The organism is Chryseobacterium taeanense, from assembly GCF_900099685.1.
In the GTDB taxonomy this organism is placed as follows: Bacteria; Bacteroidota; Bacteroidia; order Flavobacteriales; family Weeksellaceae; genus Chryseobacterium; species Chryseobacterium taeanense.
Genome location: NZ_FNDW01000017.1, coordinates 1 through 16,311 on the forward strand (window position 1 = coordinate 1; position 16,311 = coordinate 16,311).

Annotated in this window: 13 protein-coding genes and 1 pseudogene; 1 reads left to right on the forward strand and 13 read right to left on the reverse strand. The window is 35.8% G+C overall.

Features of this window, described 5'->3' with window-relative positions; translation table 11 throughout:
• The coding region (locus BLR30_RS16815) for a transposase (protein ID WP_317041398.1) at positions 1 to 183 on the forward strand (183 nt) is incomplete at its 5' end.
• Here BLR30_RS16815 and BLR30_RS16820 read toward each other — a convergent pair.
• The 13 genes and pseudogenes from BLR30_RS16820 to BLR30_RS16875 all read right to left on the reverse strand — a co-directional run bounded on the left by BLR30_RS16820 (position 180) and on the right by BLR30_RS16875 (position 16,198).
• On the reverse strand, positions 180 to 815 hold the full coding sequence (locus BLR30_RS16820; RefSeq protein ID WP_089861410.1) for a hypothetical protein: 636 nt from the start codon (positions 813 to 815) through the stop codon (positions 180 to 182). The genes BLR30_RS16815 and BLR30_RS16820 overlap by 4 nt on opposite strands.
• Before the next feature lie 279 nt (positions 816 to 1,094).
• Positions 1,095 to 1,397, reverse strand: a complete 303-nt coding sequence (locus BLR30_RS16825) for an NTF2 fold immunity protein (protein ID WP_089861412.1) — start codon at positions 1,395 to 1,397, stop codon at positions 1,095 to 1,097.
• Entirely contained in the window at positions 1,397 to 2,050 is a 654-nt protein-coding gene (locus tag BLR30_RS17950; RefSeq protein WP_228400797.1) for a DUF4329 domain-containing protein, read from the reverse strand. The genes BLR30_RS16825 and BLR30_RS17950 overlap by 1 nt, the downstream gene beginning before the upstream one ends.
• Positions 2,039 to 2,191: pseudogene (locus tag BLR30_RS18050) on the reverse strand (RHS repeat-associated core domain-containing protein); the annotation flags it as partial. The gene BLR30_RS17950 and the pseudogene BLR30_RS18050, both read right to left, overlap by 12 nt.
• Positions 2,192 to 2,389: 198 nt before the next feature.
• Positions 2,390 to 2,938: a hypothetical protein gene (locus tag BLR30_RS16835; protein ID WP_139164654.1), complete on the reverse strand. Its 549-nt coding sequence runs from the start codon at positions 2,936 to 2,938 to the stop codon at positions 2,390 to 2,392.
• A 13-nt stretch (positions 2,939 to 2,951) separates the two neighbouring features.
• Positions 2,952 to 3,404, reverse strand: a complete 453-nt coding sequence (locus tag BLR30_RS16840) for a hypothetical protein (RefSeq protein WP_089861418.1) — start codon at positions 3,402 to 3,404, stop codon at positions 2,952 to 2,954.
• Positions 3,404 to 5,095 carry an RHS repeat domain-containing protein gene (locus tag BLR30_RS16845; protein WP_228400795.1) on the reverse strand — a complete coding sequence of 564 codons (1,692 nt, stop codon included), beginning with the start codon at positions 5,093 to 5,095 and terminating at the stop codon, positions 3,404 to 3,406. Before BLR30_RS16845 ends, BLR30_RS16840 begins: the two co-directional genes overlap by 1 nt.
• Before the next feature lie 284 nt (positions 5,096 to 5,379).
• Entirely contained in the window at positions 5,380 to 5,763 is a 384-nt protein-coding gene (locus BLR30_RS16850; RefSeq protein ID WP_089861422.1) for a hypothetical protein, read from the reverse strand.
• 3 nt (positions 5,764 to 5,766) lie between these two features.
• Positions 5,767 to 6,780 (reverse strand): RHS repeat-associated core domain-containing protein, encoded by a 1,014-nt coding sequence (locus BLR30_RS18080; RefSeq protein WP_394332375.1) that lies wholly within the window; start codon positions 6,778 to 6,780, stop codon positions 5,767 to 5,769.
• 80 nt (positions 6,781 to 6,860) lie between these two features.
• Positions 6,861 to 7,328, reverse strand: coding sequence for a hypothetical protein (locus BLR30_RS16860; RefSeq protein WP_089861426.1), 468 nt, complete (start codon positions 7,326 to 7,328; stop codon positions 6,861 to 6,863).
• A gap of 5 nt (positions 7,329 to 7,333) precedes the next feature.
• Positions 7,334 to 10,888 carry a DUF6443 domain-containing protein gene (locus tag BLR30_RS16865; protein ID WP_089861428.1) on the reverse strand — a complete coding sequence of 1,185 codons (3,555 nt, stop codon included), beginning with the start codon at positions 10,886 to 10,888 and terminating at the stop codon, positions 7,334 to 7,336.
• Positions 10,889 to 10,892: 4 nt separating this feature from the next.
• The gene (locus BLR30_RS16870; RefSeq protein WP_139164655.1) at positions 10,893 to 14,501 is read right to left on the reverse strand and encodes a DUF5977 domain-containing protein; all 3,609 of its coding nucleotides are present in this window, start codon (positions 14,499 to 14,501) and stop codon (positions 10,893 to 10,895) included.
• Entirely contained in the window at positions 14,498 to 16,198 is a 1,701-nt protein-coding gene (locus BLR30_RS16875; RefSeq protein WP_089861431.1) for a T9SS type A sorting domain-containing protein, read from the reverse strand. The genes BLR30_RS16870 and BLR30_RS16875 overlap by 4 nt, the downstream gene beginning before the upstream one ends.
• Between the last annotated feature and the right edge of the window lie 113 nt (positions 16,199 to 16,311).

Consider the following 16,311-nt stretch of genomic DNA (forward strand, 5'->3'; position numbering starts at 1 on the left):
ATTGAAACCATAAATGACGAACTGAAAAATCATTGTCAGGTTGAGCACACCAGACACCGAAGTGTGAACAATTTTATAATAAATATTTTGGGAGGACTAACAGCATATTGTTTCTTTCCAAAGAAACCGTCACTCAACTTGAAAAAGGTAAATGACGGTCAACTATTTTTAAAATTTGCTTAAACCGAACTCAGGTTATTTAAAGACTTTTTTATTTTAGTTCCATCCGCTCTGTAAAGATAATCGACCTTATAGCTGGATCTCCCACTTGAATTTGTAACCACCGAGGGAAGATTAAGATAATTATAAGTAATTGCAGTGATTCCTTTATCCGGGTGAATTGTCATATTACCATTCAAATCATAGCTAATGGTGTTTTGCAGAGCATTATATCCTGATGGATTATTAACAACCCCCACAGGAAGGGTAATCTTATCCAGCCGATTGCCTGTATAATTGTAAATCAGATCATCAATCTTTTCTGCGGTGGTTCCGGTACTGGGTGCTGAAAATCTTTTCAGGGTACTGATATTTCCGTTTATATCATAGCTAAGGATCTCACTAAAGTAATCATTAGCAGAGACTGATGATCCCGGCTGTGAATATACCCTCTGCAAAAGTCTGTTGAGCCCGTCATACTGATAAGAATATCTGCGTTTGGTGCCGTTTGGTACTGTCCCCGTCATCCAGTCGACCTCCGCAATATTCCCATTGAATCGGGCTGGGGCATTACTTGGGTTTTCAGGATTGTTATATTTTATTTCATAGCCGAATAGTTTACCGTTAAGATTCGCAGGATCATTAATCTTCGTCATCCACCCTCTGATATTGTAGCTATAACTGATATCCTGAAGCGGCGTGGAAGAAGATACTCCCCCACTTTCTTCCCTGAAAGTTGGGAAAGCTCGTTATAAGTGTTCTGCGCTAAATATTCCACAGGATTAGCCAATTTGTAGAAAAAATTAACAAAGAAAAAATTTAAAGACTTCTTTAATAAAAACGTTGCTGCGCTATAAATAAATAACCCACCGCAAAAAACGGTGGGTTTATTTTTATCTGCTCAAAATCCGGAAACTTTGTGCGGCGGGAAGTTATTATTCTCCGTGTGTATATTTAATAACTTTTCTTGTCTTTACATTTACTTCTGCGTAAGCTACACCAGTGATTTCGTCTTTTGGATAAGAGCCTTTAATGATATATATGCTATCATTCTTCTTTTGTACTCTAAATGGTTTTTCTTTCTTTATTGTAGATTTTCCATAAACTTCGTTCCATTTGTTTTCTGCAAGAATTAAAGCAATGTTTTCATCAGAACCTGTAATCTCACTAGGTTTTGGTAATCTATTTTTAGAACATGATACTAAAATTACGCAGATGAAGTATAGAATATTTTTCATTATCTATGGTATTTTTGAGGTTGGTCTATTAATATTATTTCCATTCTTTTTTCATTTTTTATTGATTTTAAAATGTTATCATATTTTGGTTCAGTAGGATTAGGATAACGTTTTGGAGTTGGTCTTGGTCCATCTCCTTCTGATGGTAAAGGTGACATTTCTGGATCAATTGTATTTTGTCTATTTTTTGATTTTGGATCACTAGGCATATCATAATTTAAAGTATAAGCTTTGCTTGTATTTACATCGAAATATTCTAACACTCCTCCAGGAGTAACTAAATAAGCACCTAATTTTTGTTCTTCAGCATACCCAATATCACCGCCTTGTTTACCAACCTCTCCTGAAAAATTTTCATCGTCGTATTCGGGATCATCGTTCCCATGGGTATGAATGTAAGCAACAATTTTCCCACCTTTAGGGGTATACTTGTTAAGTTTGTTTTTTGGAATACCGTGTTGATTCCCTTTAGCGGGAGTATTATAAGCATAATACGTTTTATTATCTACATCTATAGAGTAAATGAATGCTGAATATTCTCGTTTATTAAGAATTGATTTTCCATTGTATTGTTTCCCAAAATTTCTTGCGGCTTTATCTTGTGTTCCAAATAATACATGTGGCTCTAATCCTTCTATTTCACAGGCATCAATAACTCGATTTCCACTAAAAACGTAAGGAGACCACGTTGGGTACTCTTCTGTAAGTGGATCTATATTGAAAAATCTTCCTACATCAGGCATATAATTTCTCCATTTAAAACTATACCAGCCTGTCTCTGTTTGTAATTCTTGTCCTTGGTACTTTTACTGATAAGCAGAATTTCCAGCCAACGCATTGTATCCTTCATGCTTCAACCCAAAAGGATAATAATTGTTTTCTTCAAGAACTTTTATGCTGCTGCCATTATTGAAATAACTCAAACGTACATTTCCTAAATGATCTACATAGTCGTAAATATACTTATTGTTGTGAGACGGATTCTTAGATGTTTAATTGTCTACATAACATTTTTCATCTATAACTTTTTCATAGATAATCGTTCTTTTATTACTGAAAACAGGAGTGATATTTTTCACATTCCAACCATTATTAATATTGAGTAAATTCTTATCAATATTAGATATTAATTGATACCATCCTACAACATCATCATTAAATTTATATTCTTTTTCATCAGTATATATCTCAATAAATGAGATGGTATTTTCATAGAAAGTCACATCATAAAAAATTATTTTACTTATTTCTTTCCATTCAATAAATTCATTTATCTCATTTTGACTTATGAAAAATCCTTTTTTTGAAAATTTAAAAATTCCATTAGCTGAAAAATATTGATTGGTTTCATCATAACTTCTAAATGGACTTTTCTGAAAGATATTCCACATATCAATTTGTCTAAAAAGAAGAGCAATAAAAATAGTGGCAAATAAATAAAACAATACCCATGAGGTTAGATTATCTAACTTAATAATAAGAATAAAAAAAATTATTAACAATAATAAACTTAATAATAATATTTTACTAATTTTCTTCAATTAAATCTATTTGTTATTGAACCCAACCTATATGGTTTTGTAGAATTGTACGATTAAAAATCTTATTATATCCAACAGGTTTATAAAACATAAAAGTTATAATTAAAGGTTTTTTCAGACAATTACTGTCATTCTCTTTCTTAATAATATACTGAACATATTTCTGCTTGTTTTGAGAAAACATAACAACAGTATCTTTAACTCTAATATTTTTCAATAAAATATCATTAGGATTTATTTTATCATAATTTTTATGAAGGAAATAAATGTCACTTTGAACACCTCCTTTATAATTCTCTACATCTTCAAAAAGATTCAGACATTCTTCTACTTTATTTTCCTTAACTGCTTTCCAATATTTTGTAACAGTATCTTTAATTTGTTCTTCATCTTTTTTCTTCTGATTTACACAACAGTTAATATTTAATAGGAATAATATTCCCAGAATGTAATTAATTACTTTCATTATTGTGGTATTTTTCTACTTTTTGTTGTTAGTTGTTCATCAAGTGACTGAATAGGAATACCATTAGTTTTCATAATCTCTGTCCCGTTTTGGATGATTAAAGAATTTGGCATTAATCCTGCGTCTGGGTTAGGTAGCGTTCCGTCAAATATATAGTTTATTACATCATTTTTTGTCTGCTGATTCATTTCAATTCCACTTGAATTTACTAAACTAATAGCTTTATCCATATTGACAGCCTGATCTGTTATTGCATTTATGTCCTTTGTTGCCTGCACATAATCGTTTGTACTTTTAATAGCATCAGGAATACTCATACCCAATTTTACCAGTTTAACAATCTCTTTTATCCCACTACTTGCTGAACTTGCTTGATCAGCCCGGTATTGCTTAATATTCCACATTTCAGCACCTGTTTTTGTGGTTTTAAAGCTCTGCCGAACTTTGGTCGATATTTTATCCCTCGTGTTCTGCATCTGTACAGCATCGGGTACAGGTCCGTCATATTTATAAGAATCAAGCCTTAGACCTGTTGACCCAGTAGTAATTCTGGCTCCATTAGGATTGTAACCACTTGTCGTTAATCCGATATCTCCTGCTGTAAATGTAGGATGTCCATTACTATCTCTTTGAGAAGCAGGAGCTCTCTTTACTTTCATAGCATTACCGTGAATTGCAAAAAATCCTGTATGAATCTTCAGTAATTCCAAACCTTCCAATTCAACGCCCATTCCTAACTTATTCTCTTGGAAAGCATAAGTTGAATTATAAGGGTACTTTTCAGCCAAAGGATCCACATTAAAAAACCTTCCCAGATCAGGCATATAATTTCTCCACTTAAAGCTATACCAGCCTGTCTCTGTTTGTAATTCTTGTCCTTGGTACTTATACTGATAAGCAGAATTTCCAGCCAATGCATTATACCCTTCATGCTTCAAGCCAAAAGGATAATAATTATTTTCCTCAAGAACTTCTACGCTGCTGCCATTATTGAAATAACTCAACCTTGTATTTCCCAAATGGTCAACATAATTGTAAATATACTTATTTTTCACAAAATCAAAATAACCCTCCGACGTTGGGACAAATTGGAGTTCTGCTGCCGGTGGCGGACAGTCTAAACATCCAAAAAAAGTATCACTTTTAAGATACTGGAATCCGTCCAGATAATCCGTTGTTACAGATGTAACAAGATTAGTTGACAATTTTCTTATTTTAGTTCCATCAGCTCTGTAAAGATAATTGACCTTAGAAGTTACTTTTTGGCTTCCATTGGTAATTGAAATTAATGAAGGAAGGTTCAAATAATTATACGTAATTCCGCTAATCCCTTTATCCAGATGAATTTTTAGATTACCATTGAAATCGTATTCCATGTTGTTTTGCAGAGCATTATATCCTGATGGGTTATTAACAACTCCTACTGGCAGGGTAATCTTATCCAGTCGATTGCCTGTATAATTGTAAATCAGATCATCAATCTTTTCTGCGGTAGTTCCCGAACTTGGTGCTGAAAACCTTTTTAGTGTACTGATGTTTCCATTTAGATCATAGCTAAGGATCTCACTAAAGTAATCATTAGCAGAGACTGATGATCCCGGCTGTGAATATACCCCCCGCAAAAGCCTGTTGAGCCCGTCATACTGATAAGAATACCTGCGTTTGGTGCCGTTTGGTACTGTCCCGGTCATCCAGTCGATCTCGGCAATATTACCATTAAATCTTCCGGGAGCAATATTTGCATTTTCGGGATTATTGTATTTTATTTCATAGTCAAATAATTTACCGTTAAGGTTTTTTTGATGTGATATAAATAATGATAACTCGACTTGTTAAACAACTGATAAAGAGAAAATTTAAAGGCTTCTTTAATAAAAACTTAGCTGCATTATAAAACAAAAACCCACCGCAAGGCGGTGAGTTTGTTTACATAGTTCAAATTTAATAAATAAGCTGATTCATATTATTTAAGTTATTAATTTTGAGTTTTTTTATTATACTCTTTTTCTGTTATGAGGGTATCTTTTAAAACTTTTATTCCATTTATCTTGCTTTTATATTCGTATATTACATTAGAAGATGGTTTATAGCATTTTAGATACAGAGTATCTTTTCCTTTAAAATAAATATCAATCACAGAACCAAAATTTCCATGAAAAACAATGTCTTCTTTGTTATTTTTTTCTATAGCAACATAGTTTGCAATATCTGATATTGTACTTATTTGAAAAAAAGTTGCTTTAAAATTTCCATTATCAATAGTCTTAACAATAAGCCTGTTTTTCTTTTCCTGCTCTGCTGTGTTTTCTTTCTTGCAACTAAATAAGCAAGCTAAAATCACAAAAAATAAAATTTTCATTTCTTAATATTTTATATCTGTTCTGTAAGGGAATCTTCCATAATAGCCATGAAAAATATATGACCCTGAAAATGTATGTTCACCATAAAATGGCCAGCCTGAATTATATCCTGTAGCTCCTTTATTTTGGGATTGGTTGTAAGCCCCTACTCTTGGCATCACTTGATGATAAAAGGCATCTTTATCGATTCCCCAGTTAGATGCTTTAGAAGCAGCTTGCGCCATATTAGCACCAAAGATTTCATTACCAAGCCCCCTAATTGTAGTTAGTTTTCCATCTAACATAACCACACTTTCTGGACTAAAACCCTTAACACTTGCTTTGATATCAAATTTCTTCCCATTTCCTGAATTATCTCGTAGGTATGAAAGTGTATCATACCAACCCATCCCTTTCGTTTTCTGTCTAAATAAATTAAGGTAAATATTTTTGATAGCGTTACCATCCAAGTTTTTATATGCCTTTCCATCAATCTTCATATCGTAATTTGGATTTAAACTAAAGGTAGCATTAATATGTCCTTCAAATTCACCCGTGGTATTATTAGCCTGCATAAATTCTGTAGGTAGGTGTGTTTCAGCAATTTTTTGACTTGAGTTTATGTCATAATTGTCTTTTTCATCAGTAATATAAACTCCCGTATCCCCATCATTTTTAGCATTAACCACTGTGTAAGTTCCATCTTTATTATCTCTTACGCCAGTACTTTCTACTCCTCGTCCGTCAGTGTCTATAAAACTAATTGGATTGTTCATTGCGTAATTGTAAGGTGACCATCTACGATATTCTTCGCTCAACGGATCCACGAAACCCCATCTTCCAATATCCGGCATATAGAATCTTGCGCCATAATCATACATCCCGGTCTCCTGAAGTTCCTTCCCATTGTACTTATACTGATAAGCAGAGTTTCCAGCCAATGCATTATACCCTTCATGCTTCAGCCCAAACGGATAATAATTGTTTTCCTCAAGAACTTCAACGCTGCTGCCATTGTTGAAATAACTTACACGCACATTTTCTAAATGGTCTGCATAGTTGTAAATATACTTATTTTTACAAATTTGTAAAACCCACCGCTTTGCGATGGGTTTTGTTATCTTTGGGTTTCCCCAGTTTCATCAGAAGCATAACTTTCTAGTATATTTATACTTAATCGGACAACTCCTTTTTTATAATGAGAATAGTGTTCTTTTTTTTCTGTAAATAAACTATCATTTTTTTGTTTGTTATCCAAATAATTGTTTATCGTAAAGTCTGCTTTATTTGCATTATAAATTTTATCTTCAGTATTTCCGTAATATAACAAATGGTTAGATTTATTATTAAACCATAAAAAATCTACATATTCATTTTTATTTCTTGTTTCAATATAACTATCATCAGGCTTTGTTATCCCATAATATTTACCGGGTATTAGATAACAAGTTCCACCATATCTTTTCCACATTGTAATGTATTCCCCATTGGTAGCTTTGAAAAAGGAACGGCTTTGATCATACCATATAAAAAGAATACATATAATGATGACCAAAAAAAGGAAAAATTTTAATATTTTTTTCATAAAAACTAATATTTAGGACCAAGAAATGGGTTTTTTGCTCTTTGTATTGCGCGTTGAGTACTACGATCGTTATATTTTTTATAACCTACATTGTGTCCCACTTTTTGTGCTTGCTGAGTAGTTTGTCCTTCGGTAGCAAGTTTACCCTCTTGTGTACTTTGAAGACCATCAAATCCTAATCTTGCAACTCCCCACGCTAAGCCATTATTTCCTGCAATATAACCTGCAGCAAAATTACCAATATCTCTGGCTGAAGCAATAACAGAAACGTTGTCCGTTTTATCTCCTGTATCTACTGAAAATAATACACCTCGATAAGTATATGCAGCTCTTTGATCCTTAGGAATTTCTTGAATACCATTTACTTCTCCATTAGGACCATTAGTTTTGAAATCGTATTGTTCTCCTCCTTTTCCATTAGCCATATAAGTAAATATGTCTGGTTCGTTAGAACCCATCAAATCATTGAGAAAATCGTTACCGCTTAAATCCCCGGGATTAATTATGGCACCTACGACAGCGTTGCCATCATCTCCTGTAAAAGACCTAGGGGTTAAAGAGTTGGCGATATGATGAGAAGTATTCACATCATAATTATCATTTTCATCTACCAAATAAATTCCTGTATTTCCATCGTTTGGTTTCGCATTTACAACAGTATATGTACCATCTTTATTATCTCTCACTCCTGTGCTGGTGACGCCACGACCGTCTGGATCAATAAAACGGATCGGATTGTTTACCGCATAATTATATGGAGAAAATCTTCTGTATTGTTCCGCCAGCGGATCCACCACGCCCCATCTTCCAATATCCGGCATATAAAATCTTGCGCCATAATCATACATTCCCGTCTCCTGAAGCTCCTTTCCATTATACTTATAAGAATACCAGCTTCCCAGATTAGACGTTCCAAAGCTACCTGCGATATGATTCATTCCAAAAGCATAATAATTATTCGTATCCTTTATTTCCAATGCGCCACTACTGTTCTTAGCATAGCTCACACGGGCATTTCCCAAATGATCTCTGTACTGGTAAATATAACGGTTTTCCGTGAAACTGTAAAATCCTTCCGCCGTCGGTACAAAATCAAGATTCCAGGTTGGAGTTAGTGTACCCGGGAAGGTGGGATCAAGAATAACAGGATCTTTAAAAGCCTCTTTTTCATAGGCAACACTTGTCCGGCACCACAGGCACTGGGTAACCTCTGAATAGCTATACTGAAAACCGTCCAGATAATCCGTAATATTGGTGGTAATCGTAGGATTTCCCTTGCCTCCGCCACTGTAGTAGGTTTTACGAACTTTAGTGCCGTCTGCCCTGTACAGATAGTCCAGGCTGAAGCTGGTAAAGGTTCCGCCAAAAGGATTGGCCTGAGTAATGCCATAAGAATCCGGCAGATTCAAATGATTATAAGCAATATTGTTAATTCCTTTATCCTTCATGGTGATCATGCTTCCGTTCAGATTATAATCAATGACATTGTTGCCACCCTCATAGCCGGTATCATTTAATGCGTTTTCAACGATTTTATCAAGACGGTTGCCTGTGTATTGATAATCAAGATCATCCACCTTTGTTGCTGTAGGAGAATAGACCTGCGGGGCGTAACGTTTCAGTTTTGAGATATTTCCATTTAGATCATATGTGAGATATTCATCAAAGTTACCACTGATCCCGGTGCTTGGCTCTTTATAAAAAGCATTGGTCAGCCTATTAAGTTTATCATAGGTATAATCGTATCTTTTTAAAAGATTCTCAGAACCATTATTCCAGTCGATCTCGGCAATATTACCATTAAATCTTCCGGGAGCAATATTTGCATTTTCGGGATTATTGTATTTTATTTCATACCCGAATAGTTTACCATTAAGATTCGCAGGATCATTAATCTTTGTCATCCAGCCACGGATATTGTAATTATAGCTGATATCCTGAAGCGGACTTGAAGAAGATATTCCCCCCACTTTCTTCCCGGAAAGCTGGGATAGCTCATTATAAGTATTCTGGGCTAAATATTCCACAGGATTGCTGTCCACCTGATGGGTATGGGTCAGCAATCTGTTCTGAGGATCATAGGTGAAGTTCTCGGTAATGACTTTATCGGTATCGGTATCCAGTCGTTTGTGGCGGGTGATGCTTTGCTGAACCACGCCTGCAAAATCAATCTTTGATTCTACCTTGGTTCTTCCGCCCAAATGGTTGATCGAGTAACTTCCGATCGTTCTTCCTTTTTTGTCGTAGTAGGTATAGTTCTTCGTCCAGTTATCGTCTTCTATGTTTTTCACCAGGCTCATTACCGGGAGGCTTTTGGTGCTTAAACCGTTGGCATCAGGAGTGTCCGTTAGAACATCTGCTCCCTGAATGACCGTAGGAAAAGCAGGGTTGAAGCTGTAAGCAGGATAAGTGTCGTAATAATTAACCGACAACAAAACATAATTATACTGCGGATAGGCTGAATTGGTGGTGTAATACACATCCATTCCTGTATTGTTGAAACTTGATGTAGTTCTCACTTCATTATTGGAGCCTAAACCTTCCACAGCCGCCACCTGTTGGGCTCTGCCCGGTGGACTGTCTAAAATACCGGTATAGATAGGTCGTGAAAACTGATCGTATTTCGTGAAAAGCCATTTGCCCTGGGCTTCCAGCACAGTATCACGCGTAAGAACCAAGCGGTCCTGCTTATCATATACCATATACTCCCAGCCTTTGCCCGGAAGTTTCTTTTCGACCAAACGGCTCCTGCCGTCATAACGGTATTGATAGTAAAGATTTTCCATGGTAGAACTTTCAACAGTTGGAGCTGATGCCAAAGGGGGAATGACAAAAGCCAGTTGATTGTATTCATTATATACATAATACGTGTCGGCTTTTTCCGTCGCACTGAGCATTTTTCTCACCAATACGACCTGCCCTTCTCCATTTTTAAATTCTATCGTTGTATTCCCGTCCTCGTCAATAACCGTATTCTTGTACAGCTGATTGGGTAAAAAATATTGCAGAAGCTGCACAGAAGTCTGCGTTCTGCCATCAACCCAAGTGGTAGAGGTTTCATACTTTCTAACATAATCCTCCTGAATATTGACATCATAACCAAACTGTACAGGTTTTGTATCCCACGCAGTACCTACCTGTTTTTGTTGCAGGATTCTGTCCAAGGGAGAGTTTTCCAGGATTTTCTCTGCAAAGATCTTCTCTGAACCGTAAAGTTCGGGTTGGGTGGCATTACTCAAAGGGGTTGTGTAAATGGCTCCGTTTTGTGTTCCCTGTTGTGGCACCGGAAGATAGTCTTTCACCTGCCTTCCGAAGCCGTCATATTCGATATGGTTTACCACATCTTTGCCTTGTGGTGAGGCTTTTACATTCACCACCTGCTTAGGTCTGCCCAAGCCGTCAAAATACTGGACCGTTTCGCTTTGCCTTGCCGTTGAGCTGCTGGTAGTCACGGGCTCAAGATAGGTCTTGCTATAAACATAATTTTCCGTGGAACTCAACTGTGCCTGAGCTAAGCCGGATAAAAGGATTGTTCCTATGGGGATTAGTATTTTTTTCATGGCCTTAATTATTAAAGTATAGTTCTAATTCGTAAGTCTGTGAAGTATTATTAGGAAACGTTGTAAAAGATTGTATATAAATATCTCCGTTTGGTTGTATCGTGTAAAAAATATTTCCAGCTGTATTATAAGAATATACTTCAGACATCGGTCTACAGCTCCCACTAATTGTAGCTACTTTAACTCCAGGATCCTCGTCCCATAAAAAAGTAGTTGAATTTAGTCCGGTTGTAAATGATAATGTTACTTTGTAATATCCTTCAGAATTTACAGCAGAAACACTTCCAGTACCTGATATTCCTATTGAAGTATTAAAGCTAATTGGACAACTAAAAGGGGTACAGATACTATTTGTATTTGCCATAGTTTGTCCATTAGTATTAATATCTGTTTGTGCCTTTTGATCGGCATCAGCCTGGCTTATAAGTGAATTGTATTTATAAGCTGGCACCGTGTATGTAAAAGGGCTCCCCACTGCATTGCTTCCACAAGTGGTATTATTAAACACCCAACTTGCTTCAGAACTGTAATATATTGTAGAAGGGTTATAATTATATTTGTATTCTTTTAATATATTTCCATTAATATCCTTGACATTTTTCAAACGATTAGCACTATCATATGAATAGCTTTCCCTAATTCCGGATGGAGGAGTTATACTTCTCACACCTATTAGGGGATCGTAAGTATAAGTTGTGATTTGATAATTGGATAAACTGACATCTTTCCTGAAATTATCTAATATACCAAGAAATGATGATTCATCATTATTAGGAATTGCAGCATCGTCTATTATTGAAGCATTAATAATACCGTCAATTAATGATTGTTGAATATCCGAAAGTTTTGCTCCTACAATTTTTGCAATAGGCTTAGTCTGATTGTAACCCCAAATGATTGTCGTAGAAATACCATCTTTGGTTGTATATTGCTGTAAATTTCCTTTATTGTCATATTTATCATAAAGTACATCAGTATAATTAATACTTTGGGTTTTTAGATCGTATGAAATTGTAGCGCTTGGAAAAAGTTCAGATGGAGATGGGTTTTCATATTTAGTCTCTACTTTAGAAATCGTTTTACCATCTTTTTTAACTTCTGTTATCAATGGAATTCCGACCATGTTTGCAGTAACTAGGGGAGTACTTCCTGTAGGATAGGTATAACTCGTTTGGGCAACAGAATTATCAGACGACGTATTGTTGGTTTTACTTAAATTAAGATTTAGCGGACTGTCAAATATATTTTCAGATTTTGTTATAATTGGAGTATTTCCTAAATATTCTGTGGTGGTTATCTTTTTTATTTGAGACGAATTCATAAATCTTCTATAAGCCTGAGTCCAAACACCTGAAGAATGATTAACAGAAACATAATTATTGTTATCTGTAGAATTATTCGGATTATATTCCATATTGTCATAATATTCATACTCCACTTTTTTAATAGGATTAATTAGATCAGTCTGTGAAAAATACTTTTGAACTAAGGGTTTTCCTCTTAAAATACTCTTATCTGTACCATACATGTTTTTTAGATTTGCATATAGATTTATGGGATGAATATTTGTGACGTTGGCCGTAGATTGGGTATAATTACCTGCATCAGGATTAATTAAGTCTGGATTTGTTTCATAGGTTGAGAATTCATTCTCAATATAACCTTTTCCATTTTCAACTTCGAAAACTTTTGAATATCCTACATTGTAACTATCTAAACTCGTCACCTGAACATTTGAACTAGCCCTTAAGTATAATTGTCGAAAAATACCTCCAAAAGCCATTTGGATATAGTAAAAATATCTTGGCCAAGTCATTAAAATTCCAGAGCTACTAGTGCTATCTAATGTAGTTGTATACTTATATTCCTTGTCAGAACTAAGTACACCGTTTTCATCACGACTTAATACTCTTTTTATTCTTGCACCGCCTGCTAGCCCCCCATTATTTGTGAGTGTCGGAAGAAATGCAGTAGAAGCAATTCTTTCAATTCTCTTTCCATACACCTGAGGTTCGTACTCAAAAACACTGAATCCCTTAGTAGGATATACAACTTTGCTTAATAATGCTACATTGTATTTTTCAGCATTTGGATCTCTGAAAGTATTATTTAAAGTGTAATCTCCGTAATTTGTATAAGTATCAAAAGGAGATAGACTTACATTACTGTCAAGCCCATTCCAATATCCCCAATGATCAATTCCCTTCGTATAATAAGCAGGTAGGTTATCTGTTTTACTGTATTCAAATTTATAAACCTGATTGCTGTTTATATTTTGAATAGATTTTAAAAAAGGTCGTTTAAAAGTACCCCCTAAATGCTCATAAGAAAAATCTTGTTTTGTTATCAATAAATTTTTATGATATGTTTCCACACTGCCGATTACCCATTCATTGAAAGATCTGTTAGCATAAAATGGACTTAATGTATAATGTACAATTGGATAACCTGTATCAACGTAATTAATTTTAATTTCATCGTCCTCATATTTTATTGATTTCAAGACAGATTTCTTTAACAAAGAAAATGATGTCTTATCAGATGGGCCTACTGAGACTGTAAAAAGTTCAGAAGAGGAACATCCATTATTACAATCTTGCCAACTATCGGATTTGCCACCATCTTGCGTATAGCTATCCATTGATAAAATTTTGCTATTATCACGAAGGTTATCCCAATTACTTAAATTACAAAAGGTATCATCGAATAAAGTTCCCTCTTCATAATTAAAAATAATTTCTTTTTTGTTAGTTAAAATAATCTTTGATAAACTGAAAGAATTAATCATTGGGTGTCCGTTATATCCATTATTTGGATAGTCTGGTTCTATTGAATATGTATATGATATCTCATATTTAGAGAGGTCTCCGCCAAATATATATTTGTTACCTTTTCCATCCGTTAAACTAATTACAGATATTGGCGGTACACAAAACCCCTGATTGCCATATATGGCCATTTGAGAAAGATCAACTTTAATATTCGGATCACTTGATTCCACAAGAACATTTCCATCATTTCCGATCATAAATTTTCCTGAAAGTCCCATTGCATTAAAGTTAAACTCATCAGGTTCTCCCTCGTAAGCTTGCGCATCTGATCCCATAAGCCATTCGTCTCCGTTTGTATGTCCTGTTCCTGTTCCATTTAAATTATATGCTGCTGTATTTGATGTAGGAGAATTAACATTTATTCCTTTCAAAAATCCATGAAGATTTAGTGCTTGACCATAGGGGTTATTACTCGTTCCTGTACTCGTAGGATTACCAACGTACTCATCAGGAATTAGGTTCATTTTTCTAGTTATTCGACCACCCATAAGCATTGACCAACCAATTCCTGCAATATCTGATTTCTTATGTGGAATAAAACCTGATGAGTCATATGATAAAACAGCAGAAATATCAGCTTCCTTATCTCCTATACTTGCAATAGGGATTTTTAAATCGATTGCACCAGTATATAAATTTACAGGGACATTGCCATATTTCTCAAAAGCATAGGATTGCGGCGATTTCATTTGTACTGCCTCTAAAGGCAATTGTGCTAATAAGGATGTACTTGTAGCTATTATACTTAACGAAAGTATGTTTCTTATTATAGTAAGTTTCATTTCTTAATTATTTTCGCATTCGCTGTTTTATTGGTATCTGTTTTTATCGTAATCAGGTAAGCACCCTGTATCAAAGTTTGAGTATTCATCTTGGTCACTTTATTCTTTGTCTTCATGCTTTGTAATTGTCTTCCTGCCATATCATATAGGATGATATCCGCATCCTTGAAATCAACACCAATTTCTACATAGGCATAATCGGATACCGGGTTCGGATAAATCTTAATATCCTGCTTTTCAATCAGCTGGTCAATCTGCTTATCACCCAACTTCACAATCTTCCAGTTCTCTTTTCCAAGCTCTTCGGCACTCGTTCCTGCTAATACAATCGATCCGTCTCTGTTCAGCTTAATATCCGAAAGTCTTTCCTCTTTTTTCTTTGATTCTCCCTTCACATGCTTTCTCCATTGCTCATTTCCATTCTGATCCAAATACAACATCCAGAACGTCTCGTCATCACTTTCTATTCGTCCTTCCGCCTGCGTGTAACCGCCCAGCAAGATCCCTTTGGTTGATGGTTGATTGTTGTTGGTTGATGGGTTGTGGATCACGCTCATCCCCATCAGCACATCTCTGTTCTTAAAATTGTACGACTTCTGCCAAATCTCTTCGCCCCTTTCATCGAGTGAAATCAACCACAGATCCGTTCCTTCTTCGATGCCGACGGATTTATTACCCGATCTTTCCGATCTTGATTCACCACCGATTAAATATCCAGTAGAAGTCAACGCCAGCGTCCTCAAATGATCGTCCCCTTTTCCTCCGAAGTTCTTTTCCCATTCTACTTTGCCGTCTTTATTCAGCTTGATGATCCAGTAGTCGCCCTCGCCGTAGTTGTTGGTTGTTTTTGGTTGACAGTTGATGGTTTTACCACTTCCGGCTTCCTGCTTCGTGCTTCCAGCTTTTACCTCAGAACTTCTCGAATACACGCCCAACAAAGCTCCGCCGTCTTTCGTGGGAATCATTTTTTCCACCTCATCCAAACCTTTTCCGCCCAATATCAATTGTGATAATTCCTTTCCGTTTTTATCCAGCCGGACTACCAGAACATCTTTCGACCCGAAACCCCGCATTCTCTGCGTTCCCTGACCGGAGTCGAAGGGAAGGGAGCCGAAGGCAATATTCCCCGCCACAAAAAATCCCATATCCGTCGTCTGGATCACCGCTCTGGCTTCTTCATCCGAAGCACCTCCAATGGTTTTCTGCCACAATTCATCGCCGAATTCATTGATTCTAATGAGCCAGATATCAGATCCTCCCTTGGAATCTTCTTTTTTATCCAGACCTTTTCCACTGAAACTCGTGCCTGCGAGCAAAAACCCTCCTTCCTGCGTATTCACCGTAGCCGAAAGAAAATCATGATTCTGTCCCGAGAAATATTTTTCCCAGACTTCTTCTCCCTGCTGGTTGAGTTTTATCAAATGGAAATCGTAGCCGTTATTTTGGTTGATGGTTGACGGTTGTTTGTTGTTGGCATTTGGCTTTTGGCTTTTGCCTCCGGCTTTCGAAGGGGCGGTCCCTGAGCTTGTCGAAGGGATAGTGCTTCCGGTTATCAGATATTGTCCGTCGATGGTTGTGGTAATCTGGCTTAAAAAATCCTGCGTGGAAGATTTAATGTCTTTCTGCCAGACTACTTCCTGGGCCTGAATAGCTAGCACAGAGCATAAGAACAATGCTCCTAAGTAGATTCTGTTCATACTGAGTGTTTAAATTATTAAGATATGGTTTTATGTGATGACGTTATTTTTTAAGAAAATAAAGATTTGTTTTCCTTAAAAAAATGAAGCAATTACAAGAAATTGCATGGATA